This window comes from Streptomyces sp. NPDC005931 (genome assembly GCF_042871235.1).
Classification (GTDB): Bacteria; Actinomycetota; Actinomycetes; order Streptomycetales; family Streptomycetaceae; genus Streptomyces.
Window position 1 is genome coordinate 158,779 of the sequence record NZ_JBIAIG010000004.1, and the last position, 12,250, is coordinate 171,028.

Annotated in this window: 11 protein-coding genes; 3 read left to right on the top strand and 8 right to left on the bottom strand. The window is 72.3% G+C overall.

From position 1 onward, the window contains the following. Positions 1 to 84: 84 nt before the first annotated feature. Positions 85 to 1,362, top strand: coding sequence for a tetratricopeptide repeat protein (locus ACFYOV_RS11770; RefSeq protein WP_389085985.1), 1,278 nt, complete (start codon positions 85 to 87; stop codon positions 1,360 to 1,362). A gap of 12 nt (positions 1,363 to 1,374) precedes the next feature. Here ACFYOV_RS11770 and ACFYOV_RS11775 read toward each other — a convergent pair whose 3' ends face one another. Together ACFYOV_RS11775 and ACFYOV_RS11780 are read right to left on the bottom strand one after the other, a co-directional pair. Continuing rightward, positions 1,375 to 2,322, bottom strand: coding sequence for a M28 family metallopeptidase (locus tag ACFYOV_RS11775; RefSeq protein WP_389085987.1), 948 nt, complete (start codon positions 2,320 to 2,322; stop codon positions 1,375 to 1,377). 158 nt (positions 2,323 to 2,480) lie between these two features. Further along, positions 2,481 to 2,954, bottom strand: coding sequence for a VOC family protein (locus ACFYOV_RS11780; protein ID WP_389085990.1), 474 nt, complete (start codon positions 2,952 to 2,954; stop codon positions 2,481 to 2,483). 21 nt (positions 2,955 to 2,975) lie between these two features. Between ACFYOV_RS11780 and ACFYOV_RS11785 the strand changes: the two genes are divergently transcribed. Then, on the top strand, positions 2,976 to 3,599 hold the full coding sequence (locus tag ACFYOV_RS11785) for a CGNR zinc finger domain-containing protein (protein WP_389085992.1): 624 nt from the start codon (positions 2,976 to 2,978) through the stop codon (positions 3,597 to 3,599). Between the two features lie 224 nt (positions 3,600 to 3,823). On the opposite strand, the gene rarD is transcribed toward ACFYOV_RS11785, so the two are convergent. Together rarD and ACFYOV_RS11795 are read right to left on the bottom strand one after the other, a co-directional pair. Then, a complete protein-coding gene (rarD, locus tag ACFYOV_RS11790) occupies positions 3,824 to 4,804 on the bottom strand; it encodes an EamA family transporter RarD (protein ID WP_389085995.1) in 981 nt (326 codons plus the stop codon). A 123-nt stretch (positions 4,805 to 4,927) separates the two neighbouring features. Continuing rightward, positions 4,928 to 5,782: an SDR family oxidoreductase gene (locus ACFYOV_RS11795; protein WP_389085997.1), complete on the bottom strand. Its 855-nt coding sequence runs from the start codon at positions 5,780 to 5,782 to the stop codon at positions 4,928 to 4,930. A gap of 103 nt (positions 5,783 to 5,885) precedes the next feature. On the opposite strand from ACFYOV_RS11795, the gene ACFYOV_RS11800 reads away from it, so the two are divergent. Then, entirely contained in the window at positions 5,886 to 6,278 is a 393-nt protein-coding gene (locus tag ACFYOV_RS11800) for a winged helix-turn-helix transcriptional regulator (protein WP_389086000.1), read from the top strand. Between the two features lie 224 nt (positions 6,279 to 6,502). Here ACFYOV_RS11800 and ACFYOV_RS11805 read toward each other — a convergent pair whose 3' ends face one another. The 4 genes from ACFYOV_RS11805 to ACFYOV_RS11820 form a co-directional block, all read right to left on the bottom strand. Next, on the bottom strand, positions 6,503 to 7,582 hold the full coding sequence (locus ACFYOV_RS11805; protein ID WP_389086002.1) for a 2-oxoacid:ferredoxin oxidoreductase subunit beta: 1,080 nt from the start codon (positions 7,580 to 7,582) through the stop codon (positions 6,503 to 6,505). Beyond that, positions 7,575 to 9,503, bottom strand: a complete 1,929-nt coding sequence (locus ACFYOV_RS11810) for a 2-oxoacid:acceptor oxidoreductase subunit alpha (RefSeq protein WP_389086005.1) — start codon at positions 9,501 to 9,503, stop codon at positions 7,575 to 7,577. Before ACFYOV_RS11810 ends, ACFYOV_RS11805 begins: the two co-directional genes overlap by 8 nt. Positions 9,504 to 9,736: 233 nt before the next feature. Further along, a complete protein-coding gene (locus ACFYOV_RS11815) occupies positions 9,737 to 10,396 on the bottom strand; it encodes a LuxR C-terminal-related transcriptional regulator (protein ID WP_389087058.1) in 660 nt (219 codons plus the stop codon). 220 nt (positions 10,397 to 10,616) lie between these two features. Then, positions 10,617 to 11,984, bottom strand: a complete 1,368-nt coding sequence (locus ACFYOV_RS11820) for a sensor histidine kinase (RefSeq protein WP_389086007.1) — start codon at positions 11,982 to 11,984, stop codon at positions 10,617 to 10,619. Between the last annotated feature and the right edge of the window lie 266 nt (positions 11,985 to 12,250).

Here is a 12,250-nt window from a genome sequence, read left to right on the forward strand (position 1 = left end):
CGAGCCTGTGACACCGCGGTGACGTGAGAAACGCGGGCGAGCGGACAGACTCGTCGACAGGTGTACGACCCGAATGAGGGGACGATGGCGCGACTCAGCCGCGAGAAGAAGCGGGATCAGAAGCAGGCCGCGCACGCGGCGGATCGTGCGGCGGTGCCGATCGACGTCCATGTGCCCCTCGCCGGGGTCGGAGCGGGCGCGGCGACGGTCGCCGGGATCCCGGTGGCCCCGGCACCCGGTGAGGAGGTCCAGCAGGCCGTGCTGAACCGTCTCCACCGCATGGCCGTCGCCTCGGGCCGTGCCGTCCTGGCCACCGTCCACGACGAGCGCATCGGCTATGTCGTCCCGCTCCGGGTGGCTCCGGACGGCTCCAGCCGCTTCACGGCGGAACCCGTCCGTACGGGTCCGGCCCGCCCCGGGCACGACCGGCCGACGCACGTCCTGCGCCCCGTGCCGGAGCCGCGCCCGGCGGGCGGTTCCGCCCCGACGTTCCCCCTGCGCGCCGTGCCAGAGCCGGCGCGGGACACCCCGCCCGGTACGGTCGCACCCCCGACGGGCGAGTTCGGCCCGCCCCCGCCCATGAACCCGAGTCCTCACCCGGTCCCGGGGGCCGCCGGGCCCGCGAACGCACCGGAAGCGGCGCGCACTTCGGACGTCGCGGCGCCGGCCTCCGCCCCGGGGGCCGCTGGTCGCGCGGCCGTGCCCGGGACCGCCCCCGCACCGATCCCCGAGCCCCATTTCGCCCCGGCCCGTACGTCCCGCCCCGGGACCACCCGGGGTCCCGTCCTCGACGACCCCGAGCTCCCCGCGGACGCACGGCCCACCCCGCCCCGCGGTTTCGACGCCGTCGCGGAGGCGGTGCTCGGGGACGAGCCGCTCACCGCGCCCGGCGACGACGCCGCCCCCGCCCTCCTCGCCGAGCCGGTGGCGCAGATCAACGACGCCGTCCGGGCGGGCCGCATCGACGCCGCGGCACGGCTGGCGGAGCAGACCGTCGCCGAGGCGTCCGGGACGCTGGGGGCGGAGCACCCCGAAGTGCTGCGGCTCCACGAACTCAACTCCTACATCGCCTACTTGGCCGGCGAGCCGCTCCAGGCGTTCCGCCTCTCCCTCGATCTCGCCGGCATCCACCGCCGCGTGGGCGACGCGGAGGCCGCATACGGCAACGTCCGCAGCGCGGCCACCGCGTGGCGCGCGGTGCGCGACCCGCAGCTCGGGCTGGAGCTCGGGCGCGAGCTGATCGGCCTGTGGACCGAACTCACCGCCGAGGACGGCCCGGCGGCCGACGAGATCGAGGAACTGGAGTCCGCCCGCGCCCGCATGGGCCGCCTGACCGCCCGAGCCCGCGCCCAACGGGCGTGACCGGCACGGTCGTTACCCCGACAGCGCCCACACCGCGTGCGCGATCGCGTCGCTGTTGCGGTTCAGCGCGGTGTCGTTGATGTTGGCGGTCGTGTCGCAGGAGGAGTGGTAGCAGCGGTCGAAGGCCCTGCCCGCCGTGCCGCCCCACTTGGTGGCCTGCGCGGTGGTCATGGTCCGGCTCGCGCCGGTGAACAGACCGCCGACCGGCACGCCCGCGCTCTTGAACGACGCGTGGTCGGACCGCCCGTCGCCCTCGGTCTCGATCTCCGTGGGCACACCGAGCCCGGCGAAGTGGTCCTTGAACGTCTTCTCGATGACGGGGTCGTCGTCGTAGACGAAGTAGCCCGGGTTCGGCGAGGCGATCATGTCGAAGTTCAGATAGCCGTCGATGCCCGCACGGTCCGTAGCGGACAGGCGGCCGACGTAGTACCGGGAGCCGACCAGCCCCAGTTCCTCCGCGCCCCACCAGGCGAATCGCAGGTGTTTGACGGGCCGTAACTGAGCGCGGGACACGGCGAGCGCGGTCTCGAGCACGGCGGCCGAGCCGGATCCGTTGTCGTTGATGCCGGGGCCGGAGGACACGCCGTCGAGGTGGGCGCCCGCCATCAGGACCCGGCCCGGGTCACCACCCGGCCAGTCGGCGATCAGGTTGTAGCCGGTGCGGCCGGAGGCGGTGAACTGCTGCACGCTGGTGGTGAATCCGGCCGCGTCCAGCTTGGCCTTCACGTAGTCGAGGGACGCCTTGTAGCCGGGACGGCCGTGGGCGCGGTTGCCGCCGTTGGCGTTGGCGATGGACTGGAGCTGGGACAGGTGCGCCTTGACGTTCGCCACGGGGATGTCGGGCGCGGCGGCCGTGCGTGGGGGAGCGGACGCCGCGTCGGCCAACGGCCCGCCGGCCAGCAGCGTGATCACCGCGACGACACCGGCCGCCGCCGCGCGGGTGGAAACGGAGAGTTGCATGTGGGGGACTCCGAACTCCCTGGGGAGGCCCGTGGGGTTCCACGGGCACCCACCGCTAAGTGGGTGCCTGGATGGTGAATGTGGAACTGACTCTCCGTCAAGAGCGCTGACAGGACAGCGTGCGACGCATATCGGAGGGCCCCGCCCGGTTGCCCGGCTCACTGCACGCAGAACTCGTTGCCCTCCGGGTCGGTCATCACGACCCATGAACCGGACGGCTCCGCCACCCGCCGCAGCACGCTCGCGCCGAGCCGTTCCAGGCGCGTGACCTCCTCCTCCCGGCGTCCCTCCCCCGGGTGTAGATCGAGGTGGAGCCGGTTCTTGACCGTCTTCGGCTCCGGCACGCGCTGGAACAGCAGACGCCGCCCCAGCCCGGTGCCGCTGTCCGCCTCGTAGGGGTCGTCGGGGTGCCGCACCGCGTCCAGATCCCGCCATGCGCGGCGGCCGTGGGCCTCGACGGTGAGGGCGGGCGGCACGGCGCCGGAGCCGAGCAGTCTGTCGATGAGCGGGCTGTGGTCCTCCACGGCGTACCCGAGCGCGGCGGCCCAGAAGTCGGCCTGGGCGTGCGGGTCGGCCGCGTCGACGACGAGCTTCCAGTGCACGGGAGTCGGCGATGCCGGTGTCTGCGTCATGTAACCGGTTATATTGGTTACATGAGTGGGAGCGCAACCGAAACGCCGGGGAACCCGCCGGGCCTGACCCTGATCTCCTACGAGGGGAAGCCCTACCGCTTCGACCCCGGCGCCCTGTGTCTGGAGCTGCTTCCGACCGGCGGCCCCGGCGCCTTCGCCCGGTACGAGGTGCTGCACACCCCTGCGGACCTCGTCGCCTGGGCCGGGCGCAGCCGCCTCGCGGACGGACTGGACCTCACCGTGGACGACACCGAGCTGGAGCGTGCGCGGAGCCTGCGCGACGCCCTGTTCCTGCTCACCGCCGACCGCGCGCACGGCCGGCCGCCCCGCCCGGAGCACCTGCACGTGGTCAACACAGCTGCCGCCGAGCCCCCGCTGGTGTCCCGCCTCGAGCCGGACGGCACCCGCTCCTGGGCGCCGGGCGCCACCGGCACCGGGCTGCTGTCGACCGTCGCCCGCGACGCGATCGACCTGTTCACCGGCTCGTACGCGGGCCGCGTCCGCGAGTGCGGCGCCCACGACTGCCGCCTGCTCTTCGTGGACACCTCCCGTCCGGGCCGCCGCCGCTGGTGCTCGATGGAGCACTGCGGCAACCGCGCCAAGGTCCGAGCCCACCGGGCCCGCCGCGCGCCCGAGGACGCGTAGCCGCAGCCTCCGTCAGGGGCGGGTCACGGCCTGGGCGGCCCGCTCGGCGGCGACCGGTTCAACGGCCTCGTGCGCGGGGTGGGGAGTCTCCGGTCCGGGGCGGGCGTCCGGCACGAGGTGAACCGGCGGGTGAGCCGGGCGCCGCGCGGAGACGGGCCGCCCACCGCGCGGAGACGGGCCGCCCACCGCACGGCGGCGGGCCGGGCCCCCGCGCGGTGGTGAGGTCAGGCCCGCGCCTCGGTGACGCGCTCCGCTTCGGTCGGGCGCGGGTCCGCCGTCCGCGCCGCCGGCGTCATCGCGGCCAGCGTCCGGGCGGACCCGCGGGCGGTGCGCAGGGCGTCCCAGGTGAGCAGCGTGAGCGCCAGCCACACCAGCGCGAAGCCGGCCCAGCGCTCGGGCGGCATGGCCTCCTTGAAGTAGAGGACCCCTAGCAGGAACTGGAAGACCGGGGCCAGGTACTGGAGCAGGCCGAGCGTGGACAGGGGCACGCGGATGGCGGCGGCGCCGAAGCAGACCAGGGGGAGCGCGGTGACGATGCCGGTCGCGGCGAGCAGGGCGGCGTGGCCCGCGCCCTCGCCGGCGAAGGTGGACTCGCCCCGGGCGCCCAGCCACAGCAGATAACCGAGCGCGGGCAGGAACTGGATCGCGGTCTCGGCGGCCAGCGACTCGACGCCGCCGAGGTTGACCTTCTTCTTCACCAGCCCGTAGGTGGCGAAGGAGAAGGCGAGACACAGGGAGATCCACGGCGGCCGGCCGTGTCCCACGGTGAGCACCAGCACCGCCGAGGCGCCGACTCCGACCGCCGCCCACTGCACCGGCCGCAGCCGCTCCTTCAGCAGCAGCACGCCCATCGCGATGGTGACCAGCGGATTGATGAAGTAGCCGAGCGACGCCTCGACCACGTGCCCGGAGTTCACCGACCAGATGTAGACGCCCCAGTTGACGGTGATCACCGTCGCGGCGACCGCGATCAGCGCGAGGCGGCGCGGCTGCCGCAGCAGCTCGCCGAGCCAGGCCCAGCGGCGCACGACCAGCAGCGCGGCGCCGACGAAGAACAGCGACCAGACCATGCGATGGGCCAGGATCTCCACCGCTCCGGCGGGCTTGAGCAGGGGCCAGAACAGGGGGACGAGCCCCCACATCCCGTAGGCCGCGAAGCCGTTCAGCAGTCCTGTGCGCCGTTCGGCGCCCGACTTCCCGGTCACGGGCCCTCCTTCTCGCCTGACGCGTGCCCTCCGCATCGACGGTAACGCCGGACACCCCCGTCTGTCATGCCCGTATAGGGATACGGTCATGACAGGCGGGGGTGAGGGCGTCACCGCACGGCGTCAGCCCTTGAGCGCCGTGGCGATCGCCGTGGCCAACGGGGTGGTCGGGCGACCGATGAGGCGCGACAGGTCGCCGCTGTCCACGACGAGCTCGCCCCTGGCGACGGAGACGTCCACGCCGGCGAAGACCGCGGCCAGCGGCTCGGGCAGCCCGGCGCCGGCCAGGATGCCCGTGAGCTCCTCGGGCGTGACCTCGTGGTAGGCGATCCGCCGGCCGGTCTGCCGGCTCAGCTCGGCCGCGTACTCGGTGAAGCTCCACGCCTCGTCACCGCCCAGCTCGTACGTCCGGTTCTCGTGCCCCTCGCCGGTCAGCACGGCGACGGCGGCGGCCGCGTAGTCGGCGCGGGCGGCGGAGGAGACCCGACCGCGGCCGGCGGCGGCCACGACCGCGTCGTGCTCCAGCACCGGGGCGAGGTTCTCGGTGTAGTTCTCGTGGTACCAGCCGTTGCGCAGCAGCACGTACGGCACACCCGAGCCCAGCAGCGCCTCCTCGGTGCCCCGGTGGTCGTCGGCGAGCGCGGCGGTCAGGCCGCCGGGGGCGCTGGTGTAGGCGAGCAGGGTGACACCGGCCGACCGGGCGGCGTCGATGACGGCCTTGTGCTGCCCGACCCGGCCCTTGTCGAACTCGTTGCCGGAGATCAGCAGCACCCGGTCGCCGGCCGCGAACACACCGTCGAAGGTCTCGGGGGCGTTGTAGTCGGCGACCGCGATCCGCACCCCGCGCCCGGCGAGGCCGGCAGCCTTCTCCTCGTCGCGGACGACCGCGGTGACCTGGTCGGCCGGAACCTTCTCCAACAACTGCTCCACGACGTGCCGGCCGAGGTGTCCGGTGGCTCCCGTGACGACGATGCTCATGATGCGGATCTCCTTGGGAAGTGAGGACGCTGTGAGGCGATGCACTAACCCTAAGAGTGACGCTAACTCTCAGAAAGTACCCACTTTGAAGTAAGGTACTGGCATGGCAGTAAGTGAGTCGGACCGCAGGGACGCCGCCGAGGCGATGTGCCCCCACCGCCTGGTCCTGGAGCATGTGACCAGCCGCTGGGGCGTGCTCGTGCTGATCCGGCTGCTGGACCGTCCGCACCGGTTCAGCGAACTGCGACGGGCGATCGGCAGGGTCAGCGAGAAGATGCTGACCCAGACCCTCCAGACCCTGGAGCGTGACGGCCTGGTCCACCGCGACGCCCAGCCGGTGATCCCGCCCCGGGTCGACTACTCCCTCACCGGACTGGGCCGTGAGGCAGCCGAACAGGTGCGCACCCTCGCGCTGTGGACCGAGAAGCGGATGCCCGAGGTGCAGCAGGCGCGGGCGGCATATGACGCCGCCCGTATACGGCCTGAGCAGGGATGATGTAGTCGCACGGGGTTGCGGGCGGCGCTCGCTGGTCACACGGGTGTCCGGAGAACCGGATGCGCTGCTCCCCGGAAGATGCCGCCAGGGCCGACTACGAGCGCATCGTCGTCACAACCCGCGACACGCTGCTTCACGCCAAGCGCGACATCCCCGATGCCTGACACGGCAGGGGAAGAGGGCCCGGCCTCGACGGCGGGCCCTCTTCCCCTGCTCGTGACGGCTCAGCCGACGACCGTCCAGGTGTCGCCGCCCGCCAGCAGCGCCGCGAGGTCGCCCTTGCCGTGCTGCTCGATCGCGGTGTCGAGCTGATCGGCCATCTGCGTGTCGTAGACCGGCCGGTCCACGGAGCGGAACACGCCGATCGGCGTGTGGTGCAGGGTGTCCGGATCGGCCAGCCGGGACAGCGCGAACGCGGTGGTCGGCGACGCGGAGTGGGCGTCGTGGACCAGGACCTCCGCCTCGTTCTCCGGCGTCACCGTGACCACCCGCAGATCACCGGTGGCCCGGTCCCGCACCACGCCCCTGGAGCGGTCGCTGCCGAAGCGGATCGGCTCGCCGTGCTCCAGACGGATCACCGCCTCCTCGGCCTGCTGCCGGTCCTTGAGAACCTCGAAGGCGCCGTCGTTGAAGATGTTGCAGTTCTGGTAGATCTCCACCAGCGCCGTGCCCGGGTGGGCGGCGGCCTGGCGCAGCACCTCGGTCAGATGCTTGCGGTCCGAGTCCACCGTACGGGCCACGAACGACGCCTCCGCGCCGATCGCCAGCGACACCGGGTTGAAGGGCGCGTCCAGCGAACCCATCGGGGTCGACTTGGTGATCTTGCCGACCTCGGAGGTAGGGCTGTACTGGCCCTTGGTCAGACCGTAGATCCGGTTGTTGAACAGCAGGATCTTGAGGTTGACGTTGCGCCGCAGGGCGTGGATCAGGTGGTTGCCGCCGATCGACAGCGCGTCGCCGTCACCGGTGACCACCCACACGCTCAGGTCGCGCCGTGAACTGGCCAGACCCGTGGCGATGGCCGGGGCCCGGCCGTGGATCGAGTGCATCCCGTAGGTGTTCATGTAGTACGGGAAGCGGGACGAGCAGCCGATGCCGGAGACGAAGACGATGTTCTCCTTCGCCAGACCCAGCTCGGGCATGAAGCCCTGCACGGCGGCGAGGACGGCGTAGTCGCCGCAGCCGGGGCACCAGCGCACTTCCTGATCGGACTTGAAGTCCTTCATGGACTGCCTGCCCTCGGCCTTGGGGACGAGGGAAAGCGCCTCGATCGTGCCCGTGCCTTCCCTGGTCGTCTCAGCCATCGATGGCCTCCTTCAGAGCCTTTGCGAGCTGCTCCGCCTTGAACGGCATGCCGTTGACCTGGTTGTACGAGCGGGCGTCGACCAGGTACTTCGCCCGGATGAGGGTGGCGAGCTGGCCGAGGTTCATCTCGGGGACCACCACCCGGTCGTAGGACCCCAGCACCTGGCCGAGGTTCCGCGGGAAGGGGTTGAGGTGCCGCAGATGCGCCTGCGCCACCGACTCGCCGGCCGCGCGCAGCCGGCGCACCGCGGCGGTGATCGGCCCGTAGGTGGAGCCCCAGCCCAGCACCAGCGTCTTCGCGCCGTGCGGGTCGTCGACCTCGACGTCGGGCACGGCGATGCCGTCGATCTTCGCCTGGCGGGTGCGGACCATGAAGTCGTGGTTGGCCGGGTCGTAGGAGATGTTGCCCGTGCCGTCCTGCTTCTCGATACCGCCGATCCGGTGCTCCAGACCCGGCGTGCCCGGGATCGCCCACGGGCGGGCCAGCGTCTGCGGATCCCGCTTGTACGGCCAGAACACCTCGGTGCCGTCGTCCAGCGTGTGGTTCGGCCCCTGCGCGAACTGCACCCCGAGGTCGGGCAGCTCCTCCAGGTCCGGGATGCGCCAGGGCTCGCTGCCGTTGGCCAGGTAGCCGTCGGAGAGCAGGAAGACCGGGGTGCGGTAGGTCAGCGCGATCCGCGCCGCCTCCAGGGCCGCGTCGAAGCAGTCGGCCGGGGTGCGCGGCGCGACCACCGGGACCGGGGCCTCGCCGTTGCGCCCGTACATCGCCTGGAGCAGATCTGCCTGCTCGGTCTTGGTCGGCAGGCCCGTGGAGGGGCCGCCCCGCTGGATGTCCACGATCAGCAGCGGCAGCTCCAGCGACACCGCGAGCCCGATCGTCTCGGACTTCAGCGCCACACCGGGGCCGCTGGTCGTCGTCACCGCCAGCGAACCGCCGAAGGCCGCGCCCAGCGCCGCGCCGATGCCGGCGATCTCGTCCTCGGCCTGGAAGGTCCGCACCCCGAAGTTCTTGTGCCGGCTCAGCTCGTGCAGGATGTCCGACGCCGGGGTGATCGGGTAGGAACCCAGGAACAGCGGCAGGTCCGCCTGCAGCGACGCCGCGATCAGACCGTACGACAGGGCCAGGTTCCCGGAGATGTTGCGGTACACGCCCGGCGGGAACGCCGTGGCGGCCGGGGCCACCTCGTAGGAGACGGCGAAGTCCTCCGTGGTCTCGCCGAAGTTCCAGCCCGCCCGGAACGCCGCGATGTTCGCCGCCGCGATGTCCGGCTTCTTCGCGAACTTCGAGGTCAGGAACTTCTCCGTGCCCTCGGTCGGCCGGTGGTACATCCAGCTCAGCAGCCCGAGCGCGAACATGTTCTTGCTGCGCTCGGCCTCCTTGCGGGTGAGGTCGAACTCCTTCAGCGCCTCGACCGTCAGCGTCGTCAGCGGCACCGGGTGGAGGCTGTAGCCGTCGAGTGAGCCGTCCTCCAGCGGGTTGCTGTCGTAGCCGACCTTCTGCATCGCGCGCTTGGTGAACTCGTCCGTGTTGACGATGATCTCCGCGCCCCGCGGCAGGTCGCCGACGTTCGCCTTCAGCGCGGCCGGGTTCATCGCCACCAGCACGTTGGGGGCGTCCCCGGGGGTGAGGATGTCGTGATCGGCGAAGTGGAGCTGGAAGGACGAGACACCGGGCAGGGTGCCGGCGGGAGCGCGGATCTCGGCCGGGAAGTTCGGCAGCGTCGACAGGTCGTTGCCGAAGGACGCGGTCTCCGAGGTGAAGCGGTCGCCGGTGAGCTGCATACCGTCGCCCGAGTCCCCCGCGAACCTGATGATCACCCGGTCCAGACGGCGGACGTGCTTGTCCGCCGTCGCTTGGCGCTGCTCTCCCACGACGGCTCCGTCGGCCTGCTCCGCTGGGCTGCTGACCTGGCTGGTCACTGAACTGGACCTCCCTCGAGGCGGCTGTCCGGGACGGCCTTCGCGCAGGCCCTCCCTGGATCAACCCTACGTCCGTAAGGGTGCCCTTCCTTGGGTGATTCGCATGTTGGACACGACTTCGAGACGTCCGGGCGCCCGATCCGCCCCGAAATCACCCCGGAACCGCCCTGGATTACCCCTGGTTACGGGCTCCCCGGCCTTTCCTTCGAAGACGCCGCCGTCACCGCCGCGGTTCAGGAGTTGAGATAGGTGAGCACGGCCAGCACCCGCCGGTGATCGCCCTCGCTGGGGGACAGCCCCAGCTTCAGGAAGATGTTGCTGACGTGCTTCTCCACGGCTCCGTCGCTCACCACCAGCTGCCGGGCGATCGCCGAGTTCGTCCGGCCCTCGGCCATCAGCCCCAGGACCTCCCGCTCGCGCGGGGTGAGTCCCGCGAGCACGTCCTGCTTGCGGCTGCGCCCGAGCAGCTGCGCGACCACCTCCGGGTCCAGGGCCGTACCGCCCTGGGCCACGCGTACCACCGCGTCCACGAACTCACGTACTTCGGCTACCCGGTCCTTGAGCAGATAGCCGACGCCGCGGCTGGAACCGGCGAGCAGTTCGGTGGCGTAGCGCTCCTCCACGTACTGCGACAGCACCAGCACGCCGAGCCCCGGGTGGGCCTTGCGCAGCTGCACCGCGGCCCGCACACCCTCGTCGGTGTGCGTCGGCGGCATCCGTACGTCGGCCACCACCACGTCCGGGAGCTCACCCTGGCCGTCCAGCCCGGTGATGGTCTTGATCAGCGCCTCGCCGTCACCGACCCCGGCCACGACCTCGTGCCCCCGGTCGGTCAGCAGCCGGGTCAGTCCCTCCCGCAGCAGCACCGAATCCTCGGCGATGACCACGCGCACCCTGTCCTCCACGATCTCGGACCCCCACAGCCCCGTCCGGACCCGCCCTCCTGGCGGGTCCGGTCATCGGGTCCAGCATTCCAGCATCCGGTCGGGGATGCCGCGGGGCAGCGTGATCAGGTGCCGGGTGCAACGGGTCGTACCGGGCTGCGACCGGTCGTCGGCGCCGCGACCGGTTGGCGTCCTCCGCCCGGTCGGTCCGGTACTCACCGGACGGGCCCTACGGCATCCGCGCCGTCCGCCAGGGCAGCTCCGCCGTGATCCGGGTCGGGCCCCCGGGCGGGGAGTCCACCACCAGGACGCCGTCCACCGCGTCCAGCCGTTCCGCCAGGCCGGCCAGGCCCGAGCCCCGGGACCCGTCGGCCCCGCCGACGCCGTCGTCCACGACCTGGAGCATCAGCCGGTTCCCCGCCCGCCACACCTCCACCGCCGCCCGGGTGGCGCGCGCGTGCTTGCTGACGTTCTGGAGCAGCTCCGAGACGCTGAAGTAGGCGATGCCCTCGATCGCCGGGGCGGGCCGCTCCGCCAGGTCCACCTCCACCTGCACCGGGACCGTGCAGCGCGAGGCGACGGCGGACAGTGCCGCGTCCAGGCCGCGGTCGGTGAGCACGGCCGGATGGATGCCCCGTGCCAGGTCCCGCAGCTCCTGGAGCGCCGTCTTCACCTCGCCGTGCGCCTCGTCCACCATCCGCGCCGCGGCCCGCGGATCTTCCTTCACCTTCTCCTTCGCCAGTCCCAGGTCCATCGCCAGCGCCACCAGCCGGGCCTGCGCCCCGTCGTGCAGGTCCCGCTCGATGCGCCGCAGGTCCGCCGCCGCCGTGTCGACCACGACACCCCGGTCCGACTCCAGCTCCACCACCCGCGTCGCCAGCCGCGACGGCCCGAGCAGGCCGTGCACCATCACCCGGTCCACCGTCGTCAGCGCCCGAACGATCCACGGCGTGGCGATGGTGAACAGCAGCCCCACCAGGGCCGTCACCGTGATCTCGAAGGGGTTGTCCACGTAGATCTGGTGCTGCTCGTCGCCGTACAGCTGGATCCCGCCCTGACCGCCGTACAGCGGGAACACCCAGAACCACAGCGGATACGTCAGCAGCGACCAGCCGACCGACCAGAAGGTCACCACGACGGGGAAGGAGAACACCGCCCACGGCAGCCGGAGCACCGCGTACAGCAGCGACCGCCACGAGGCGCCGCTCTTCAGCACCGCCCCGATCCACGCCGTGAACCCCTGCCGCCCCTGTGTGCGCAACGGCTCCGGCTCACCCACCTCCAGCCCCAGCAGCCCCCGGGCCCGCGCCCGCTCCACCGCCCCGGCACCACGGCACCCGGCCAGCGCCGCCGCCAGCACCGGCACGCCGAGGAACGTCACCAGGAGACCGGCCCCCAGCGCCACCATGGTGACCGCGTACACGAACAGCAGGATGCCGATCGGCAGGCTCAGCAGCACGTACGCCAGCTCCCGCCAGGTGCGCCCCTCCACCGGCGCCCGCAGCGCTGCCGGCAGCCGGTGCCGCCCCTCCCCGGCGCCGCCGGCGTAGCGGGATCCGCTGCCGAGCCCGTAACCCTGCTCGTACTCCGTGGCCATCGGCGTCGTCCTTCTCCTCGTCGGGCCGCCGCGCCGTCGCGTGGCTGTCGCCCGGCTCTGGCTGTGGCTGTGCTGTCGTACCTCCAGCGTGCTGTGCCGCGGGCGGGCGAACCATGGAGTCCGTCGCAGTCTCGGACGGGGGTTATCCCCACCTCTGCCGGGGGTGCGGCCGTTCTGAGCCAGCCCCTCGGTGGCCTGGGGCAACGCGGCTCCGGCTCGTCGGGCGGGGCGGAAGCGGCTTCTGGGCGGCAGACGCGGCTGCCGGC

Bases quoted from the DNA above. Each gene is read 5' to 3' on its own strand.
- ACFYOV_RS11770 (WP_389085985.1), top strand. From the start codon at position 85: ATGGCGCGACTCAGCCGCGAGAAGAAGCGGGATCAGAAGCAGGCCGCG.
- ACFYOV_RS11775 (WP_389085987.1), bottom strand. From the start codon at position 2,322: ATGCAACTCTCCGTTTCCACCCGCGCGGCGGCGGCCGGTGTCGTCGCG.
- ACFYOV_RS11780 (WP_389085990.1), bottom strand. From the start codon at position 2,954: ATGACGCAGACACCGGCATCGCCGACTCCCGTGCACTGGAAGCTCGTC.
- ACFYOV_RS11785 (WP_389085992.1), top strand. From the start codon at position 2,976: ATGAGTGGGAGCGCAACCGAAACGCCGGGGAACCCGCCGGGCCTGACC.
- ACFYOV_RS11795 (WP_389085997.1), bottom strand. From the start codon at position 5,782: ATGAGCATCGTCGTCACGGGAGCCACCGGACACCTCGGCCGGCACGTC.
- ACFYOV_RS11800 (WP_389086000.1), top strand. From the start codon at position 5,886: ATGGCAGTAAGTGAGTCGGACCGCAGGGACGCCGCCGAGGCGATGTGC.
- ACFYOV_RS11805 (WP_389086002.1), bottom strand. From the start codon at position 7,582: ATGGCTGAGACGACCAGGGAAGGCACGGGCACGATCGAGGCGCTTTCC.
- ACFYOV_RS11820 (WP_389086007.1), bottom strand. From the start codon at position 11,984: ATGGCCACGGAGTACGAGCAGGGTTACGGGCTCGGCAGCGGATCCCGC.